The following is an 18,900-nucleotide window of genomic DNA, read 5'->3' on the forward strand; positions in this document are numbered from 1 at the left end:
TTTACCAGCGTGGAATGGTGGTCGTCACATCCGCGTTCTGCGCGCGCTGGCGCAGGAAGTGATCCATCAGCACGATCGCCAGCATCGCTTCTGCGATCGGTACCGCGCGGATCCCCACGCACGGATCGTGACGTCCTTTGGTGATCATCTCAACTTCTTCGCCATCGCGGTTAATCGTGTGGCCCGGCACGGTAATGCTGGAGGTTGGCTTCAGCGCGATATTGGCAATAATCTGCTGCCCGCTGCTGATCCCGCCCAGAATGCCGCCCGCGTGGTTGCTCTGGAAGCCCTGTGCAGTAATTTCATCGCGGTTCTGGCTGCCGCGCAGGGAGACCACGTCAAAACCGTCGCCAATCTCAACGCCCTTCACCGCGTTGATGCTCATCAGCGCGTGAGCGATGTCGGCGTCGAGGCGGTCAAATACCGGCTCGCCCCAGCCCGCCGGGACGCCATCGGCCACCACGGTCACTTTCGCGCCAATGGAGTCGCCCTCTTTCTTCAGCCCGCGCATCAGTTCATCCAGCGCTTCAAGCTTGTCGGCGTCAGCACAGAAGAACGGGTTTTGCTCGACCTGATCCCAGTCTTTGATCGCCAGCGGAATGTCGCCCATCTGGGTCAGACAGCCGCGAATAACGATGCCGAATTTCTGCTGCAGGTATTTCTTGGCAATGGCCCCTGCCGCCACGCGCATCGCGGTTTCGCGTGCCGATGAGCGTCCGCCGCCGCGATAGTCGCGAAAGCCGTATTTTTGTTCGTAGGTGTAATCAGCGTGGCCTGGACGGAAGACGTCTTTGATGGCGCCGTAGTCCTGGGAGCGCTGATCGGTATTTTCGATCAGCAGACCAATGCTGGTGCCGGTGGTGCGGCCTTCAAAAACGCCGGAGAGAATTTTGACCTGGTCCGGCTCGCGACGCTGCGTGGTGTAGCGAGAGGTGCCCGGACGACGACGGTCAAGGTCGTGCTGTAAATCTGCTTCGGTCAGTTCTATACCTGGCGGTACGCCATCAACGATACAGCCCAGTGCCAGCCCGTGCGACTCACCAAACGTGGTCACCCGGAATACCTGTCCAATACTGTTTCCTGCCATCACGGCTCCGATGTTGTTGTTTGTGTTTGAGCGTTGTGAAACGGGCCGAAGCCCGCTGGATTAATCTTTATAGATGCTGAAGTGTTCGCGCGCGTCGAGCAGTTGCGCTTTGGTCAGCATAAAGACGCCGTCACCGCCGTTGTCGAACTCAAGCCAGGTGAACGGCACATCCGGGTACTGCTCTATCAGATGTACCATGCTGTTGCCCACTTCACAAATCAGAACGCCGTCGTCGGTGAGATAATCCGGCGCGCAGGCCAGAATGCGGCGGGTCAGCTTCAGGCCGTCAGAGCCTGACGCCAGGCCCAGCTCCGGCTCGTGACGATATTCGTTCGGCAGATCGGACATATCTTCCGCATCAACGTACGGCGGGTTGGTGACGATCAGATCGTACTGCAGCGTCGGCAGGTCGCGGAACAGGTCAGAGCGAATTGGCGTAACGTGATGGATCAGGCCGTGCTCTTCAATGTTGTGCTCGGTCACGGCCAGCGCATCGGTGGAGATATCGACGGCGTCGACTTCCGCTTCCGGGAAGGCATAAGCGCAGGCAATGGCAATACAGCCGCTGCCGGTACACATATCCAGAATGTGCTGCGGCTGATGGCCGATCAGGCCTTCAAAGTGGTTGTTGATCAGCTCGCCAATCGGCGAGCGCGGCACCAGCACGCGTTCATCGACATAGAACTCGTGGCCGCAGAACCAGGCTTTGTTGGTCAGGTAGGCGACCGGAATACGCTCGTTTACGCGGCGGATCACGCGCTCAACGATACGGTGTTTTTCGCTGGAGGTCAGACGCGCGGTGCGCATGTCTTCCGGAATATCCAGCGGCAGGTAGAGAGATGGCAGCACCAGCTGCACGGCCTCATCCCACGGGTTATCGGTACCGTGACCGTACCAGATATTGGCAGCGCTGAAGCGGCTAACCGACCAGCGCAACATGTCCTGTATGGTATGCAGCTCGTTTACTGCTTCATCGACAAATATTTTATCCACTCTTTCCTCCAGGGCATGCTCGCATAATTTTCGGCGGCTAGTTTGCCATGAAGACGGCGATAAATCAGCAATGACGCGTCGCGCTTGAGGTTAAAAAATGCGTTTAGTCGGGTACACTATTGGAAATATGAGATGAGAATGACGAATGAAAAAGAAAACATCGCTCAGCGAGGAGGATCAGGCGCTCTTCCGCCAGCTGATGACCGGAACGCGCCAAATCAAGCAGGACACCCTCGTCCACCGTCCGATGCGCAAGAAAATCTCCGAGGTGCCGGTCAAAAGACTGTTGCAGGAGCAGGCCGATAACAGCCACTATTTTTCAGATGAATTTCAGCCACTGCTCAACACGCAAGGGGCTGTGAAGTATGTACGTGAAGACGTCAGCCATTTTGAGCTGAAAAAATTACGCCGTGGGGATTATTCGCCTGAGCTGTTTCTCGATCTGCACGGATTAACGCAGATGCAGGCCAAACAGGAGCTGGGCGCACTGATCGCAGCCTGTCGCCGCGAACATGTGTTTTGCGCCTGCGTGATGCATGGCCACGGTAAACATATTCTGAAGCAACAGACACCGCTGTGGCTGGCTCAGCATCCACACGTGATGGCATTTCATCAGGCACCCAAAGAGTACGGCGGTGATGCCGCATTACTGGTGTTGATTGAAGTGGAAGAGTGGCAACCGCCAGAATTACCCTGACAGGACGGCGGGAGGCAGATTTTGCGCCCCCGCGCTATCGCACGTCACGTCAGATGGCTTTTGCCATCTTCAGGTTGCACGGACTCATTTGCCAGTTGAAGACACCTTTACCCGTTTCGTCGAGAGAAACATTGGCAATGGCAGATGTCGTGAACATCGGCGGGGTTTCGCCCGGGCACAGTTCAGATACCAGATAGCCAACCAGTGGCAGGTGGGAAATGACCAGCGCGGAGGCGACACCTTCATTGCACAGCGCCTGAAGATAAGCGCTGACAAGGCCGACATCGCCACATGGGGTGAGTTCAGGAAGAACATCCACACTGGCTGGCAGGTTCATACACTCCCCTACCACTTCCAGCGTCTGTTCTGCACGCAGGAACGGACTCACCAGAACGCGTTCGATGTCCACTTTTTGACCTTTAAGCCAGGTCGCCATCAGACGAGATTCGTCGCAGCCACAGACGGTCAAAGGACGTACTGAGTCACTGGCGGCATCGAGTGCCGCGTCGCCGTGACGCATGATAAAAACTTGCATATTGCACCGCTTTTGTTAACCAGAATCACCGGCGTTAACTACCCGCGATAAATGCTGAGAGGTAGAAAACCCGATGGCCGGGCATTGTGCCTGATCCATTCGGTGAATGAAACGCTGTTTTTTACCTCAATGGCGTAAGTATAGTCAATCTCTGTTTACAAAATCGCCAGAACAGGTTCATTCACTTCAGGATTTACCCTTCTTTGACCTCAGTTTACGAGGTCAGTTTCCCTTGCGGACCAAAATGTCTGGCCCCGCTCCGCCATCTGCAATAATTCGTCACACGGTGTAAACCGGGGGCCATATTGCGAAGCCAGACGTTGCAGGATTGCAACCACTTCACCCGCGCCGAGCGTATCCATGTAACGGAACGGGCCGCCAAGGAACGGCGGGAAACCTATGCCAAATACCGCGCCGATGTCGCCATCGCGCGCGCTCTTGATCACCTGCTCACCGAAGCAGCGCGCCGCTTCATTGAGCATCATCATCACGCAACGTTCAGCACACTGAACGGCGGACAATTTTCCCTGACCGGTGGTCGAAATAAGCCCATAAACCGAAGGGTCGACCTGTTTTCTGCTTTTACGCCCTTTCGCACCGTAAAGATAGAAACCGCGTTCATTTTTTCTGCCTTTGCGATCGTCCTTCAAAATTGCAGAAACAATGTTTGCAGGTGGGCTAAAACGATCTCCATAGGCCGCTTCCAGCACAGGTATAATTTTAGTGCCGGTGTCTATTCCCACCTCATCCAAAAGTTGGATTGGGCCAACGGGGAAACCAAACTTCACCAGCGCCTCGTCGACATGCTCGATTTTCTCGCCTTCCGTCAGCAGCCGCATCGCTTCATTAATATAGGGTGCCAGAATGCGGTTGACGTAAAAACCGGCTTTGTCTGCGACGACAATCGGCGTCTTACCCTGCATTTTGGCCAGTTTCACGACGGTGGCGATGGTTTGCGGGCTGGTTGCGGCATGCGGGATCACCTCTACCAGCGGCATTTTTTCTACCGGGCTGAAAAAGTGCAGGCCTATCACCTGCTCCGGACGCCCGGCCTTTGCCGCAATATCGCCAATCGGTAAAGACGACGTGTTTGAGGCAAAAATGGTATGCGGCGCGCAATGTTGCTCAACGTCAGCGACCATTTGCTGCTTAAGCGCCAGGTCTTCAAACACGGCTTCAATCACGACATCGCGGTGGGCAAAACCGCGGTAATCCGTCGTGCCGGAGATCAACGCCAGGATTTTATCACGCTCGCTGGCTCTGATATGGCGACGTTTTACCTTTTGATCAAGGTTCTGCCAGCTGTACTGCAGCGCGTGGTTGATCCCTTTCGCAGAGATGTCTTTGATCCTTACAGGCAATTTGCCTTTGCTTGCGGTAACAAAAGAGATACCGCCGCCCATAAGGCCGCCGCCCAGCACGCCAATGGCGTGCAGCGGCGCGGGTTGCGCCTCGCTGCCGGGATCTTTTTTCACATCGGTGCTGGCGAAGAAGATGCTGCGCAATGCCTGTGACTGTGGCGTCATCGCCAGTTCGCCAAAGGCTTTGGCCTCAGCGGCATAGCCGCTACTGGTTCCCTGGGACAGCCCGGTTTCAATAACCTCCAGGATCCGCTTTGCCGCCGGATAGTTACCTTTGGTTTTCTGTTCGGTCTTTTTGCCCACCATCCTGAACAGCAGCGTTCTCCCCAGTGGCCCGGCGAGCACGCGCTCGCGTACCGGCAGAGGACGTTTTGCCTGACGCCCTTTCAGCGCAAGCTCAACGGCGGCCTCCAGCAAAATGGCGTGCGGCACGACGTCATCCACCAGACCGGCTTTTAGCGCCTGGCGAGCACGTAACTGCTTACCGGTTAAGATCATCTCCAGCGCCGTGCTGACGCCCACCAGGCGCGGCAGACGCTGCGTTCCGCCAGAGCCAGGCAGCAGGCCAAGCTGCACTTCAGGAAGGCCTAAAACAGTTTTCGCATCGTCGGTACAGATGCGGCTATGGCAGGCCAGCGCCAGCTCCAGCCCACCGCCCAGACACGCCCCGTGGATCGCAGCAATAACCGGGATTGGCAGGCTGTTGATCTCCGCCATCACCTGCTGGCCCTGACGCGCCAGCTCTTCAGCATCCAGCGCGCTTTGCGCCCGGGCGATCATGTTAATGTCGGCCCCGGCAATAAAGTTGTCCGGCTTGGCAGAGATAAATACCAGACCGCGAATGGCCTTGTTTTCGCGGATCTGCTTTAGCATCGCGCGCACCTGAGTGCCAAACTCGGCCTTCAGGGTATTCATCTTTTCATCAGGGACATCAATGGTTATCACAGCGACGTTATCGAGGCGAACCGTCAGGTTAAATGCAGATGTCATTTCCATTATTCAGCCTCCAGAACCATTGCTGCACCCAGCCCGCCCGCCGCACAGGCGGTGACGAGACCAAAACCGCCGCCACGACGGCGTAACTCATGGAGTGTTTGGGTGATCATCCTCGCCCCGGTCGCCGCAAACGGATGACCGTAGGCAATGGAGCCCCCCAGCACGTTGAATTTACTCTGGTCCACTTCACCGGTGGCGTGCGCGCGGCCCAGCACGTCGCGCGCAAAACGCTCGCTTGCCAGCAGCTGTACGTTAGCCAGGGTTTGCGCGGCAAACGCTTCATGCATATCAATCAGGGTTAAATCCGCCAGCGTCAGCCCCGCGCGATCCAGCGCCAGCGGCGTGGACCATGCCGGACCCAGCAGCATGTCCTGCCAGACATCAATGGCGGTGAAAGCATAGCTGCGTAAATAGCCCAGAGGCGTGATCCCCAGCTCTTTCGCGCGGGATTCGGTCATCAGGATCACGGCCGCAGCGCCGTCCGTCAGTGGCGTACTGTTAGCCGCCGTTACCGTACCGTGTTTACGGTCAAACGCTGGGCGCAGTTTTGCGTAATCCGCCAGCGTCGAGGTGCCGCGAATATTGTTATCTTCCGCGAGCGGTTCACGGAAAGGGGGAATATAGGCGGTCATCACCTCGTCGGTGAGTTTGCCTTCCGACCAGGCTTTTGCCGCAAGCTGATGTGAACGATGCGCCAGGGCATCCTGCTGTTCGCGGGTAATGCCGTACGTTTTGGCCATCTGCTCGGCGGTATCGCCCATACGCAGGCCGGTGGAGTATTCCGCGACGGCAGGTGGCACAGGCAGGAGATCGCGCAGGCGTAAACGCGAGAAAAGTTTCAGTTTCTGCCCGGTCGTGCGGGCTTTGTTGGCATCCACCAGGATGCGCGCCAGTTTTTTGCTGACCCCAATCGGCAGTACCGAAGAGGAGTCCGCCCCACCTGCAATCCCGGCGCGAATAGTGCCCGCCATCAGGCTTTCTGCGACGTTAGCCACGGCCTGAAAACTGGTTGCACAGGCGCGGCTGACGCTGTAGGCATCGGTATGAACGTTCATCCCGGTCCCGAGAACAATTTCTCGTGCAATATTGGGGGCTTCCGGCATCTGCACTACCTGGCCGAAAACCAGTTGTTCGATGACCTCAGGCGGAATTTCGCTGCGAGCCAGCATCTCCCCCACTACCATTTTCCCCAGGTCAACAGCCGGTATGCCGTGAAACGCCGTAGCCTGACGAGCAAATGGCGTGCGCAACCCACTGACGATGGCAATACGGTCGCCCTGACGGGTAATAAGCGGTAATGCCTGACTCATAACACTCCCCTGTAAAAAATTTTCGCAAACGTTAAGTGGTCTGACCTGATAATAGTCTTAACCATTTTTTTACATTCAGCCAATCGGGGAAACGAAAAAGTGCGAGCTAAAACACAGAGAAGAAAAAGAAAATGCCCCTGCATGGCAGGGGCATTTGTGCAATGTTTGCGCCCTCTCCCACGGGAGAGGGTCGGGGTGAGGGCATCAGGCCGCAGAAATTAACGCAGACCCAGCTGGAAGATCAGCGTTTCGGCTTCGCAGGCGAAGACAAAATCAATATCCAGCTTCACGCCGCCGTCTACTTCAGTGAAGGTAGACTTGATTTCACACGGATCGGATTCAACGTCGCGGGCACGCTTGCTCAGCGCGGCCAGAGTCTCTTCCGCTTCGGCACGATTGGTGAATACACGGCTGTAAGAGGCGGTGCAATCGGAGTTGTCCATGATGGTGCCAACATCCATACAGCAGCAAACCGGGGTTTCATCAGCACTGCATTTACTCATAGCTCAATTTCCTCTGTATTCGCGCAGCGCGCGAGATAAACACGATGCTGATATTTTACGCCCCGGCGCGGGCGCTCTCCAGCCGTTAATGGCGTAAAAGCGGATAAGTGACCAATATCACACTAAAAAATGATCTAAAACAAAAACCACCCTTTTGGGTGAGTTGTGATGGTCACAATTTTGCCAACCAGATCTCGTTTCGTGAAACATGTTTGAAAATATTAATAAACAAACTTGCAACATTCATGCTGGTCGGACCTATACTCACGCCACTGGTCTGATTTGTCTGTCATACCTCAGACCCTACACTTCGCGCTCCTGTTACGGTATGTAACAATTATTGAATAAAAATAACTCAATGAGGTTATGGTCATGAGCCAGAAAACCCTGTTCAACAAAACTGCGCTGGCAGTTGCAGTGGCAATCGTCTCTACTTCCGCCTGGTCAGCGGGCTTTCAGTTAAACGAATTTTCTTCCTCTGGCCTTGGCCGCGCGTATTCAGGGGAAGGTGCTATTGCTGATGATGCGGGCAACGCGAGTCGTAACCCGGCATTGATCATGATGTTTGATCGTCCAACCTTCTCTGCCGGGGCGATTTTCGTTGACCCGGGCGTTGATATTACGGGCCGTTCACCTACCGGTGCCAGCCTGAATTCAGATAACATCGCGCCAACGGCGTGGGTGCCAAACCTGCATTTCGTGGCACCTATAAATGACCAGTTTGGCTGGGGTGCCTCCGTGACCTCTAACTACGGTTTAGCGACCGAGTTTGGTGATAACTACGCAGCAGGTGCCTACGGTGGTAAAACTGACCTTGAAACCCTGAACCTGAACCTGAGTGGCGCTTACCGTCTGGACAGCCACTGGAGCTTCGGCGTGGGCTTTGATGCGGTGTACGCCAAAGCGAAAATCGAGCGCTATGCAGGTGATCTGGGCAAAATCGTCGCGGGTTCAGGCGCACTGCCACCACCACTGGCGCAGCAAGTCGCGGGAATCCCGGCAGACACCCAGATTGCCTATCTGAAGGGTGACGAATGGGGCTTCGGCTGGAACGCCGGTATCCTGTACGAACTCGATAAGAACAACCGTTACGGCTTTACCTACCGTTCCGAAGTAAAAATCGACTTTGATGGCGATTACAAGAGCAGCCTGCCTTCCGCCTATAACCAGATCCTCGGCAACTTCGGCCTGCCGTTGGGTACCAACGGCAGTACCACGGGTGGTTCTCTGAGCCTGCACCTGCCGGAAATGTGGGAGCTGTCCGGTTATAACCGCGTGGCACCGCAGTGGGCGATCCACTATAGCCTGACCTACACCAGCTGGAGCCAGTTCCAGGAGCTGAAGGCGACCAACAGCAAGGGCGACACACTCTTCTATAAAGATGAAAGCTTCCGCGACGCTTACCGCATCGCGCTGGGGACCACCTATTATATGGATGATAACTGGACGTTCCGTACCGGTATTGCCTTCGATGATAGCCCGGTTCCTGCCGACAAGCGCTCGATCTCTATTCCGGATCAGGACCGTTTCTGGCTGAGCGCAGGTGCGACCTATGCCTTCAATAAGGATGCCTCAATTGACGCCGGTATCTCTTATATGCACGGTCAAAAAGTTTCCTTCAAAGAAGGTCCGTATGAGTTCTCTTCTGAAGGTAAAGCCTGGCTGTATGGTATGAACTTCAACTACGCGTTCTAATCGCGCAGGAATTGAAAAAGGTGAGCATCGCTCACCTTTTTTATTTACTCCGAATCGATATCTTTTAGTTCGTTCTCGATCGCCTTCGCGTTTGGATTCTCTTCCGGTTTCAGCTTACCGCCGTTTGCAATAAAGTCATGATTCTGGAAGTACGCTTCACGCACCATGATGTACGGGTCAGAAGACTGACGCAGCAGACCGTCGGAGTCGAGCAGTTGCGCGCGGGTTTCAATCCCTTCCACCGTCCATTTACCCACCGACAGCGGCCAGGTCAGCCACGACAGGACCGGATACAGCGTATCCACCATATCGCCGCCATCATCACGGAGAGTAAAGCTGCCGTAGAACGGTAATTGCACGTAGGGACCATACCCGACGCCATAATGTCCCAGCGTGCTGCCGAAACGGTGCGGCTGTTCACGCTGCAGTTTCGGGTTAGCCATGCCGGCAACATCGATAAAGCCACCCATCCCCAATATGGAGTTCAGGAAGAAGCGGGTAAAGTGGACCATCCCCTGATACGGGTCACCCTGCAGGAAGTAGTTCACCATGACCGCAGGTTCTTCGAGGTTGCTGGTAAAGTTACTTAACCCATTACGCGCAGGTTGTGGAACATAATCGCGCCATGCTACAGCCACCGGACGAACCACATACGGGTCCAGCACGTTGTAGTTGAAGTTATACATGGAGCGGTTAAATCCTTCGAGAGGATCGGAGCGTCCCGTTTGCTCCCCGGAGCTGGCGCAGCCCACAAGCATCGTCGCGCCCAGCGCAAGCGCCGACAGCCGAAGTTTCATAAAAATCTCCCTGTTCAGTATGGCTATCATTGATTGCCATCCGTAACGGAGCCGTTGACGCTCCGTCTGTAAACGTGCAAGCGATTGTAACAGCACGTTCACCGATGTCTATGAGCACAATTACGGGCAGTAACCACCGTGACTCTGATCTCAGCATAGCCTGGCTTTTGGAATTCGTTTCGCTGGCAATTTTATAATGTCTTTGAAAGAGATGTATCACCTTTGTTGTCATTGCCACCAATTTAAGACCATCCCCACAGGCATCCGGATAAAAGCCGCTACGCTTTAAAGAAAGATCAACCTCCGGGAGCAGATATGAAAGAAGTGGGTGAAGAAAAAATTGGCGAGAGTAATGAGGAGATTGAAATTGAAAGCGAGGAGAAAGCGCGCGGCGAGAAGATAGAAATTGATGAGGATCGCCTCCCTTCCCGCGCGATGGCCATCCACGAACATATACGCCAGGATGGCGAAAAAGAGATGGAGCGCGATGCTATGGCCCTCTTCTGGTCGGCTATCGCTGCGGGTCTGTCAATGGGGGCGTCCCTGCTCGCAAAAGGGATATTTCATGTTCAGCTGGAAGGTGTGCCCGGAGGCTTTTTACTGGAGAACCTCGGCTATACCTTTGGTTTTATTATCGTCATTATGGCTCGCCAGCAGCTGTTTACCGAAAACACTGTCACCGCCGTTCTGCCGGTGATGCAAAACCCTACCCTCGGCAATTTCGGTCTGTTAATGCGTCTGTGGAGCGTGGTGCTGCTGGGCAACATCATCGGTACCGGCATCGCGGCCTGGGCGTTTGAATATATGCCCATTTTTGATGAACCCACCCGGGACGCATTTGTGAAAATCGGCATGGACGTGATGAAAAACACGCCCGTCGAAATGTTCTCTAACGCCATCATCTCCGGCTGGATTATCGCCACGATGGTCTGGATGTTTCCTTCTGCCGGTAGCGCAAAAATTGTGGTGATCATCCTGATGACCTGGCTGATCGCGCTGGCCGACACCACGCACATTGTGGTCGGTACCGTGGAGATCCTCTATCTGGTCTTTAACGGTACGCTGCACTGGAGCGATTTTTTCTGGCCGTTCGCCCTGCCGACGCTGGCGGGAAATATCTGCGGTGGGACGTTTATCTTCGCGCTGTTAAGCCATGCTCAAATCCGTAACGACATGTCTAACAAACGCAAAGCTGAGCTTAAGGCGCGGGAAAACGATAATAAATCGACAAAAAAATCGACCTGAATGGTGACTCTTTGAGCAGTCAGGCGGCGATGCGCTTAACGCAAAGTGTAAATAACGCTATACTCGTGCCGCCTCGTCCCCTTAGTTAAATGGATATAACGAGCCCCTCCTAAGGGCTAGTTGCAGGTTCGATTCCTGCAGGGGACACCATCTTTTCCGCACAACGATAAACCGGCACGCGCCGTGTCGTTCCGGTCAGATTGTCAAATACCTCTGTTTCAGCCGTTGCAATCCTCATCCCCGACTTTCTCAGACGCGACACCTCGGCGGCAATCCTCTGAATGCCAAACCAGAAAAGCGCATCCAGGGCGGTCACGTCCAGCCCGCTCAACAGCGCCCGCTTCAGACGTTCGACGGGAGACTTAATCTCTTTCGCAATAAGTAAAAAAGGTTCCGCGGTCTGCCGGGCCGCCCCCAGTCGCCGGATACGGGTAGACAGACGGTACTGAAAACTTTCCGGAACATCGCTCAGATCGGTTTTCACGCTCCAGACACAGCCGAAGCGTTTCCCGTTAAACAGGACATTTTTCTGGCTGAGCTGGAGCTCATGACGCAGTCCAGCAATTAACTGGGGCGTGCGAACAAGCAGCAAGCGGAATGGCAGCTCAAAGCTGGTCACGTAATCGACATTGAGCAAAGCAATACGCAAGCGCTCCTCTGCCCCGGCTTTACTCTCCCTGCACTCGCGCAAAACATCACTCCACTGCTCTGTAAGGCGAGGGGATTCATTTACTTCCGTAAAACTGTACTTTTCAATCTGATAATCGATCCGCTCAGTCACCCGGTTATTCCTGTCAGTTACGTTGTCGTCCTGAAACAGACTTTACCAGCCTCTATTGTTACGCTCCAGAGCTGACACAAGACAATGTTGAGAACGATAAAAACTGCAAAATCAAGCACCTTTCATTCTGCCGCTTTTTTAATCAAAAACGAGTAATAGCACATATCGTATAACGGTGCTACATTACGCCGCCCACCCAAATCAGCAGTGGCCAGGTAACGCCGTAAAGTTCGGTAAAGCCTGCAACCATCACCTTGAAGAACGGTCTTATCGGCACGTCGTATCGCAAACTCTGCGCTACCTTTACAGGCTTCATATAGGTTTCACTATTTTGTCTCAATCCAAATTTCAACGTGCGTTCTTACACCCGCGTTACTGGTTTACCTGGTTTGGTCTTGGCGTTCTCTGGCTGCTGGTTCAGCTTCCCTACCCCGTTCTGCGTTTGCTGGGGTCGAAGCTGGGCAGCGCATCCCGCTATTTCCTGAAACGTCGCGAATCCATCGCGCGTAAAAATATTGAGCTTTGCTTTCCACAGTACAATGCCGAGGAACGCGAGAAGCTCATCGCTGAAAACTTCAAGTCTATCGGCATGGCGCTGCTTGAAACCGGTATGGCCTGGTTCTGGCCGGATGAACGTGTCCGTAAATGGTTTGACGTGGAAGGGCTGGATAACCTTAAACACGCGCAGATGCAAAAACGCGGCGTAATGGTTGTTGGCGTTCATTTTATGTCGCTGGAGCTGGGTGGCCGCGTGATGGGACTTTGTCAGCCCATGATGGCCACTTATCGTCCTCACAACAGTCCGCTGATGGAGTGGGTACAGACGCGTGGCCGCATGCGTTCCAATAAGGCGATGATCAGCCGTAACAACCTGCGCGGTATGGTCGGAGCGCTGAAGAAAGGTGAGGCTGTCTGGTTCGCCCCCGATCAGGATTATGGGCGCAAGGGCAGCAGCTTCGCACCGTTCTTTGCGGTTAAAGACGTTGCGACGACCAACGGCACCTTTGTGATTTCGCGTCTGTCGGGTGCCTCCATGCTGACCGTGACCATGGTGAGAAAAGCGGATAATTCAGGCTACCGTCTGCACATCTCTCCTGAAATGGCTAACTATCCACAAAACGAGTGCGAAGCCGCGGCGTTTATCAATAAAGTCATTGAAACTGAAATCATGCGTGCGCCAGAGCAGTATCTCTGGATGCATCGTCGATTCAAAACGCGTCCTCTTGGCGAAGCCTCGCTCTATATTTGATCGCTTTATAAAGGTTAGTTTCGCTAAGAAACTAACCTTTTCAAACACCTGTCATCACACCGCACTCCCCGCGTTCATTGCGTCGCTCAAAGTGGTTTTATTGCGCGGCGAAATCAAACTGTCGCCGTTCCACGACACCCGTAACTATCGGAATTTATTTAAAAAAATCCCTCTTGCCACCCCCCATTTTTAGGCGTACATTAGCGCCGTCTGGCATCAGGAAAGCACAGAATTCTGAACTGGAGTTGGCGGCGTAACGGGAAAATTCTCATTTCCGTTTTGACCGGATTTCAGTTCTCTATAATCAGGTGGACTCTGTTTTTAAATGCGTACCACAAGATACGCGGAGCGATGAAACGTGAAATATTTCTTTATGGGCATTTCGGTGATTGTTTTAGTCTGGGCCGGAACCTTCGCCCTGATGATCTAGTGAAGAACATGCTGTCAAAAAAAACAGGAGCCATGGGCTCCTGTTTTTTTATGTCATGACGACGCGGGGGTTTCAGCAACGCTCTTTGAGGAGAGTAGACCGTCGGCGCGGAACATACTCTTGATGCCCCTTACCGCCTGACGAATACGGTCGCTGTTTTCAATCAGGGCAAATCGCACATGGGTATCGCCATAATCACCAAAGCCAATGCCCGGTGACACACAAACCTTCGCATCCTGGAGCAGTTTTTTGGCGAACTCCAGTGACCCCATCGCCGCATACGGCTCCGGAATTTTAGCCCAGACGTACATGGACGCTTTCGGCATTTCTACCATCCAGCCCGCTTCATGTAACCCTTTGACCAGCACGTCGCGACGGCGCTTATACTGGGCAGCAATATCATGAACACATTGCTGATCGCCTTCCAGGGCAGCGATAGCCGCAACCTGTAGCGGCGTGAAGGTGCCGTAGTCGTGGTAACTCTTAATACGCGCCAGTGCACTCACCAGCGTTTTGTTACCCACCATAAAGCCAATACGCCAGCCCGCCATGTTGTAGCTTTTCGACAGGGTGAAGAACTCTACCGCCACGTCACGCGCGCCCGGGACCTGCATAATGGATGGCGCTTTCCAGCCATCATAGACGATGTCAGCATAGGCTAAATCGTGCACAACCAGCACGTCATAACGCTTCGCCAGCGCAACCACTTTCTCGAAGAAATCGAGCTCCACGCACTGAGCCGTTGGGTTCGACGGGAAACCAAGGATCATCATCTTGGGTTTCGGATAGCTTTCGCGAATCGCACGTTCCAGTTCGTTAAAGAAATCGACACCTTCCACCAGCGGCACCGAACGGACCTGCGCCCCGGCAATCACCGCGCCGTAGATGTGGATTGGGTAGCTGGGATTCGGTACCAGCACCGTATCGCCATGATCCAGGGTAGCCAGCATCAGGTGTGCCAGCCCCTCTTTCGAGCCGATGGTCACAATGGCTTCACTTTCAGGATCGATATCAACCTGATAGCGATCCTGATACCAGCGCGAGATCGCGCGACGTAACCGAGGAATACCGCGAGACGTGGAATACCCATGTGTATCCGGACGCTGCGCTACCGTGCAGAGTTTCTCTACAATGTGCGCTGGCGTTGGGCCGTCAGGGTTACCCATACTGAAATCGATAATATCTTCGCCGCGCCGGCGTGCAGCCATCTTCAGTTCAGCGGTGATATTGAAAACATAAGGGGGGAGACGATCGATACGCGTAAAACGGCGTTCAGGACTGAATTCAGCCATAGATTCCTCAGATTAACGTTAGCGCCCGGACCGTCCGAGCGACGCTGCCACTGATGTGGCGTGTTTAGAAAATAACCTGAAAAAATTCATGCTGTCGAGAGGGAAATGAAAAAAAAGCGTTCGCACAAAAACCGGAACATTGCTGTGGCTAAAAGCGGAAACCTTTGTTTCAGGGCTGTCGTTCTGATAGCTGTTATTTAACACAATGATATCAAAACAGTTACCTGACGCCGGTCCAACAATCGCAAATCAGGAGGCGTCAATCCTCACCCGATAATCCCCTTTGAAAATTATGGTTTTTCCTCATTTGATAAACCTGACGGATAGCTGGTCAATACGCGCCAGGTTTTTTATCATGGTTCTTTCCCGTTTTCCCAGGTCTGCTCGTGCACGAAATATTCACTATGCTGCTGGCGGTATTTGACCGTGCGGCATTAATGCTGATTTGCCTGTTCTTCCTTATTCGCATTCGCCTGTTCCGCGAGCTGTTGCACAAGTCTGCACACTCGCCTAAGGAGCTGCTGGCCGTTACCGCCATCTTTTCGCTGTTCGCCCTGTTCAGCACCTGGTCCGGCGTGCCGGTAGAGGGCTCGCTGGTTAACGTGCGCATTATCGCCGTGATGTCAGGCGGAATTTTGTTTGGCCCGTGGGTGGGCGTTATCACCGGTCTGATTGCCGGGACCCATCGCTACCTGATTGATATCGGTGGCGTAACGGCGGTGCCGTGCTTTATCACCAGCATTATCGCCGGGATACTGTCCGGCTGGATCAGCCGCAAAATCCCGAAAAAACAGCGCTGGCGCGCCGGGATTGTCGCGGGCATGGTGTGTGAAACGCTGACCATGATCCTGGTGGTCATCTGGGCCCCCACCACCGCGCTGGGGCTGGATATCGTCTCGAAAATCGGTATTCCTATGATCCTCGGCAGCGTCTGCATCGGTTTTATCGTGCTGCTGGTGCAGAGCGTTGAAGGGGAAAAAGAGGCCAGTGCCGCGCGTCAGGCTAAACTGGCGCTGGATATTGCCAACAAAACGCTGCCGCTTTTCCGCCACGTTAATGCCCAATCGCTGCGTCAGGTCTGTGAGATTATCCGCCACGACATACATGCCGATGCCGTCGCCATCACCAATACCGACCATGTGCTGGCCTACGTCGGCGTGGGGGAGCACAACTATCGCGATAATGATGACACCATCAGCCCCACCACCAGGCAGGCGATCAACTACGGTAAAATCATCATTAAAAACAATGATGAAGCCCACCGAACGCCGGAAATACACTCCATGCTGGTGATCCCGCTGTGGGAGAAAGGTGTCGTAACGGGCACGCTGAAAATTTATTACTGTCACGCGCATCAGATCACCTCCTCTCTGCAGGAGATGGCCATTGGCCTGTCGCAGATTATCTCCACCCAACTTGAGGTCTCGCGGGCAGAACAACTGCGTGAAATGGCAAATAAGGCAGAGCTGCGCGCGTTGCAGAGCAAAATCAATCCTCATTTCCTGTTTAACGCCCTGAATGCCATCTCCTCTTCCATACGTCTTAATCCGGACACTGCCCGCCAGCTGATTTTCAATCTGTCGCGCTACCTGCGCTACAACATCGAGTTGAAAGATGACGAGCAGATCGACATCAAAAAAGAGCTATATCAGATCAAAGACTACATCGCGATTGAGCAGGCACGCTTTGGCGACAAACTCACGGTTATTTACGATATTGATGAAGAGGTCAACTGCGTGATCCCAAGCCTGCTTATTCAGCCGCTGGTCGAGAATGCGATTGTTCACGGTATTCAGCCCTGTAAAGGCAAAGGCGTTGTGACCATCAGCGTCACCGAAAGCGGTAACCGCGTGCGCATTGCCGTGCGCGATACCGGCCACGGGATTGATCCAAAGGTCATTGAGCGCGTGGAGTCTAACGAGATGCCCGGAAATAAAATCGGCCTGCTGAATGTGCACCACCGGGTGAAACTGCTTTATGGCGATGGATTGCATATTCACCGTCTTGAACCGGGCACCGAAATTGCTTTTTACGTCCCGAATGAACGCACTCACGTTCATACATCAACATCACTGTTACCGTTGGGTGAGTAATATGAAAGTCATCATCGTAGAAGATGAAATTCTGGCTCAACAGGAGCTGAGCTGGCTTATCAAAACTCACAGCCGAATGGAGATTGTGGGCACCTTTGATGATGGTCTGGACGTGCTGAAGTTTCTGCAGCATAACCGTGTCGACGCCATTTTCCTGGATATCAATATCCCGTCGCTGGACGGCGTATTGCTGGCGCAGAACATCAATCAGTTTGCCCATAAGCCGTTTATTGTTTTCGTCACCGCCTGGAAAGAGCACGCCGTGGAGGCCTTCGAGCTGGAGGCGTTTGACTATATCCTCAAGCCTTACCAGGAGTCGCGGATAGTCACCATGCTGCAAAAACTGGAAGCCGCATGGCAGCAGCAGAGCGCCCCCGCCACCGCCAGCCCAACGGTGCGGGAAAACGACACCATCAACCTGGTGAAAGACGAGCGCATCATCGTGACGCCGGTCAACGATATCTATTACGCTGAAGCCCATGAAAAAATGACGTTTGTCTATACGCGGCGGGAATCGTACGTGATGGCGATGAACATCACCGAGTTTTGCAGCAAGCTGCCGACGGCACACTTTTTCCGCTGTCACCGGTCGTTCTGTGTGAATTTAAACAAGATCCGCGAGATCGAACCGTGGTTTAACAACACCTATATTTTGCGCTTAAAGGATCTGGATTTTCAGGTGCCGGTGAGCCGCAGCAAGGTGAAAGAGTTCCGTCAGCTGATGCATCTGTAAAAGCCCCTCTCCCGGGGGAGAGGGCTGTGTCGTCAGAGGATTTGACCGAGAACCTGACGCAGGTGGGCACCCGCGCCAAGCAGGCCTGGGTTGTCATGCACAATAAGATAAACAGGAATGTCCTGTACGTAACTTCTGAAACGCCCTTTATCTTCAAACCCGCCGCGGAAGCCGGATGCTTTGAAGAACTCCAGGAAGCGCGGCACGATGCCGCCGGCAATGTAGACGCCACCAAAGGTGCCCAGCGTCAGCGCCAGGTTGCCGCCGAACCGCCCCATGATCACACAGAACAGCGACAGCGCGCGACGGCAGTCAATGCAGCTGTCCGCCAGCGCACGTTCGGTAACGTCTTTCGGCTGCAGATTTTCCGGCAGACGGCCGTCCGATTTCACGATCGCCCGGTACAGGTTCACCAGCCCCGGACCGGAGAGGACGCGCTCAGCAGAAACGTGGCCGATCTCCGCACGTAACTCTTCGAGGATAATCCCCTCTTCTTCACTGTTTGGCGCAAAGTCCACGTGGCCGCCTTCACCCGGCAGGCTCACCCAGCGCTGAGCCACATGCACCAGATGCGAAACGCCCAGACCCGTACCAGCCCCGTAAACCGCAATCGGCTTGCCTTCGACCGGTTCGGCGCCGCCAAACTGGATCAGATGCTCAGGCTTCAGCATCGGGATCGCCATGGAGACCGCGGTGAAGTCGTTGATGATTTCAAGATGCGCAAAACCGAGGTTTTTTTTCATCTCAGCGATGGAGAATGCCCAGGTATGGTTGGTCATGGCGACCCAGTCACCGGTTATCGGGCAGGCAATCGCGATGCAGCCATCTTCGACGCTGGCCTGATGCTCTTCCAGATAGACGCGGACAACGGCCTCAAGGGAGGGATAGTCCAGCCCCGAGTAGGTTTTCGCCCGGGAAATTTCACCGCTACTTACATCGCACAATGCGAGGCGTGCGTTCGTGCCGCCCACATCACCTACCAAAGCATACTTTGTCATTCTTCTACTGCTCCGCTAAAGTCAGAATAAATCTTTTGGGACACTGTAAATTCAAGGCGTGATAACAACAACGACCGGAAGGTGAATGCCCGTGGATTATCGATC

The 18,900-nt window shown here is 54.1% G+C and carries 18 protein-coding genes and 1 tRNA gene; 8 read left to right on the forward strand and 11 right to left on the reverse strand.

Features of this window, described 5'->3' with window-relative positions; all coding sequences use genetic code 11:
* Position 1: 1 nt before the first annotated feature.
* Positions 2-1,087, reverse strand: a complete 1,086-nt coding sequence (aroC, locus tag C1N69_RS15940) for a chorismate synthase (RefSeq protein ID WP_025757144.1) — start codon at positions 1,085-1,087, stop codon at positions 2-4.
* A gap of 60 nt (positions 1,088-1,147) precedes the next feature.
* On the reverse strand, positions 1,148-2,080 hold the full coding sequence (gene prmB / locus C1N69_RS15945) for a 50S ribosomal protein L3 N(5)-glutamine methyltransferase (protein ID WP_008502612.1): 933 nt from the start codon (positions 2,078-2,080) through the stop codon (positions 1,148-1,150).
* A gap of 145 nt (positions 2,081-2,225) precedes the next feature.
* Between prmB and smrB the strand changes: the two genes are divergently transcribed.
* Positions 2,226-2,777, forward strand: coding sequence for an endonuclease SmrB (smrB, locus tag C1N69_RS15950; protein WP_045285802.1), 552 nt, complete (start codon positions 2,226-2,228; stop codon positions 2,775-2,777).
* A gap of 49 nt (positions 2,778-2,826) precedes the next feature.
* On the opposite strand, the gene sixA is transcribed toward smrB, so the two are convergent.
* The 4 genes from sixA to C1N69_RS15970 form a co-directional block, all read right to left on the reverse strand.
* Positions 2,827-3,312 carry a phosphohistidine phosphatase SixA gene (sixA, locus tag C1N69_RS15955; RefSeq protein WP_025757141.1) on the reverse strand — a complete coding sequence of 162 codons (486 nt, stop codon included), beginning with the start codon at positions 3,310-3,312 and terminating at the stop codon, positions 2,827-2,829.
* 209 nt (positions 3,313-3,521) lie between these two features.
* Positions 3,522-5,669, reverse strand: coding sequence for a fatty acid oxidation complex subunit alpha FadJ (gene fadJ, locus C1N69_RS15960; protein ID WP_059386326.1), 2,148 nt, complete (start codon positions 5,667-5,669; stop codon positions 3,522-3,524).
* Entirely contained in the window at positions 5,669-6,979 is a 1,311-nt protein-coding gene (gene fadI / locus C1N69_RS15965; RefSeq protein ID WP_025757139.1) for an acetyl-CoA C-acyltransferase FadI, read from the reverse strand. Before fadI ends, fadJ begins: the two co-directional genes overlap by 1 nt.
* A gap of 218 nt (positions 6,980-7,197) precedes the next feature.
* Positions 7,198-7,482, reverse strand: coding sequence for a YfcZ/YiiS family protein (locus tag C1N69_RS15970; protein ID WP_014832805.1), 285 nt, complete (start codon positions 7,480-7,482; stop codon positions 7,198-7,200).
* 372 nt (positions 7,483-7,854) lie between these two features.
* On the opposite strand from C1N69_RS15970, the gene fadL reads away from it, so the two are divergent.
* Positions 7,855-9,177, forward strand: a complete 1,323-nt coding sequence (fadL, locus tag C1N69_RS15975) for a long-chain fatty acid transporter FadL (RefSeq protein WP_032672454.1) — start codon at positions 7,855-7,857, stop codon at positions 9,175-9,177.
* A 44-nt stretch (positions 9,178-9,221) separates the two neighbouring features.
* Here the strand turns inward: fadL and mlaA are convergent, their stop codons facing one another.
* Positions 9,222-9,974, reverse strand: a complete 753-nt coding sequence (gene mlaA / locus C1N69_RS15980) for a phospholipid-binding lipoprotein MlaA (protein WP_025757137.1) — start codon at positions 9,972-9,974, stop codon at positions 9,222-9,224.
* Positions 9,975-10,289: 315 nt separating this feature from the next.
* Here mlaA and C1N69_RS15985 point away from each other — a divergent pair, with 315 nt between their 5' ends.
* Positions 10,290-11,219, forward strand: a complete 930-nt coding sequence (locus C1N69_RS15985; RefSeq protein ID WP_155031516.1) for a formate/nitrite transporter family protein — start codon at positions 10,290-10,292, stop codon at positions 11,217-11,219.
* A 75-nt stretch (positions 11,220-11,294) separates the two neighbouring features.
* Positions 11,295-11,369: transfer RNA gene (locus C1N69_RS15990), tRNA-Arg, on the forward strand.
* Here the strand turns inward: C1N69_RS15990 and C1N69_RS15995 are convergent.
* Entirely contained in the window at positions 11,329-12,000 is a 672-nt protein-coding gene (locus tag C1N69_RS15995) for an ECs1377 family protein (RefSeq protein ID WP_071994035.1), read from the reverse strand. The two genes, C1N69_RS15990 and C1N69_RS15995, sit on opposite strands and share 41 nt — an antisense overlap.
* Positions 12,001-12,178: 178 nt before the next feature.
* Complete coding sequence (locus C1N69_RS22745) at positions 12,179-12,316, reverse strand: hypothetical protein (RefSeq protein WP_154219997.1); 138 nt, start codon at positions 12,314-12,316, stop codon at positions 12,179-12,181.
* Between the two features lie 12 nt (positions 12,317-12,328).
* Here C1N69_RS22745 and lpxP point away from each other — a divergent pair, with 12 nt between their 5' ends.
* Positions 12,329-13,249 carry a kdo(2)-lipid IV(A) palmitoleoyltransferase gene (gene lpxP / locus C1N69_RS16000; RefSeq protein ID WP_025757136.1) on the forward strand — a complete coding sequence of 307 codons (921 nt, stop codon included), beginning with the start codon at positions 12,329-12,331 and terminating at the stop codon, positions 13,247-13,249.
* A 358-nt stretch (positions 13,250-13,607) separates the two neighbouring features.
* On the forward strand, positions 13,608-13,679 hold the full coding sequence (gene ypdK, locus C1N69_RS16005; protein WP_099458937.1) for a membrane protein YpdK: 72 nt from the start codon (positions 13,608-13,610) through the stop codon (positions 13,677-13,679).
* Between the two features lie 53 nt (positions 13,680-13,732).
* Here ypdK and alaC read toward each other — a convergent pair whose 3' ends face one another.
* Complete coding sequence (gene alaC / locus C1N69_RS16010) at positions 13,733-14,971, reverse strand: alanine transaminase (RefSeq protein ID WP_025757135.1); 1,239 nt, start codon at positions 14,969-14,971, stop codon at positions 13,733-13,735.
* Between the two features lie 386 nt (positions 14,972-15,357).
* On the opposite strand from alaC, the gene C1N69_RS16015 reads away from it, so the two are divergent.
* Both C1N69_RS16015 and C1N69_RS16020 read left to right on the forward strand, forming a co-directional pair.
* Entirely contained in the window at positions 15,358-17,064 is a 1,707-nt protein-coding gene (locus C1N69_RS16015) for a sensor histidine kinase (RefSeq protein WP_155031517.1), read from the forward strand.
* Position 17,065: 1 nt separating this feature from the next.
* Positions 17,066-17,797, forward strand: coding sequence for a LytR/AlgR family response regulator transcription factor (locus C1N69_RS16020; protein WP_095441542.1), 732 nt, complete (start codon positions 17,066-17,068; stop codon positions 17,795-17,797).
* A gap of 32 nt (positions 17,798-17,829) precedes the next feature.
* Here the strand turns inward: C1N69_RS16020 and glk are convergent, their stop codons facing one another.
* Positions 17,830-18,795 (reverse strand): glucokinase, encoded by a 966-nt coding sequence (glk, locus tag C1N69_RS16025; RefSeq protein ID WP_155031518.1) that lies wholly within the window; start codon positions 18,793-18,795, stop codon positions 17,830-17,832.
* Positions 18,796-18,900 lie beyond the last annotated feature (105 nt).

The sequence above is a fragment of the Enterobacter sichuanensis genome, assembly GCF_009036245.1.
Classification (GTDB): Bacteria; Pseudomonadota; Gammaproteobacteria; order Enterobacterales; family Enterobacteriaceae; genus Enterobacter; species Enterobacter sichuanensis.

Bases quoted from the DNA above. Each gene is read 5' to 3' on its own strand.
- aroC (WP_025757144.1), bottom strand. From the start codon at position 1,087: ATGGCAGGAAACAGTATTGGACAGGTATTCCGGGTGACCACGTTTGGT.
- smrB (WP_045285802.1), top strand. From the start codon at position 2,226: ATGAAAAAGAAAACATCGCTCAGCGAGGAGGATCAGGCGCTCTTCCGC.
- sixA (WP_025757141.1), bottom strand. From the start codon at position 3,312: ATGCAAGTTTTTATCATGCGTCACGGCGACGCGGCACTCGATGCCGCC.
- fadJ (WP_059386326.1), bottom strand. From the start codon at position 5,669: ATGGAAATGACATCTGCATTTAACCTGACGGTTCGCCTCGATAACGTC.
- fadI (WP_025757139.1), bottom strand. From the start codon at position 6,979: ATGAGTCAGGCATTACCGCTTATTACCCGTCAGGGCGACCGTATTGCC.
- C1N69_RS15970 (WP_014832805.1), bottom strand. From the start codon at position 7,482: ATGAGTAAATGCAGTGCTGATGAAACCCCGGTTTGCTGCTGTATGGAT.
- fadL (WP_032672454.1), top strand. From the start codon at position 7,855: ATGAGCCAGAAAACCCTGTTCAACAAAACTGCGCTGGCAGTTGCAGTG.
- mlaA (WP_025757137.1), bottom strand. From the start codon at position 9,974: ATGAAACTTCGGCTGTCGGCGCTTGCGCTGGGCGCGACGATGCTTGTG.
- C1N69_RS15985 (WP_155031516.1), top strand. From the start codon at position 10,290: ATGAAAGAAGTGGGTGAAGAAAAAATTGGCGAGAGTAATGAGGAGATT.
- C1N69_RS22745 (WP_154219997.1), bottom strand. From the start codon at position 12,316: ATGAAGCCTGTAAAGGTAGCGCAGAGTTTGCGATACGACGTGCCGATA.
- alaC (WP_025757135.1), bottom strand. From the start codon at position 14,971: ATGGCTGAATTCAGTCCTGAACGCCGTTTTACGCGTATCGATCGTCTC.
- C1N69_RS16020 (WP_095441542.1), top strand. From the start codon at position 17,066: ATGAAAGTCATCATCGTAGAAGATGAAATTCTGGCTCAACAGGAGCTG.
- glk (WP_155031518.1), bottom strand. From the start codon at position 18,795: ATGACAAAGTATGCTTTGGTAGGTGATGTGGGCGGCACGAACGCACGC.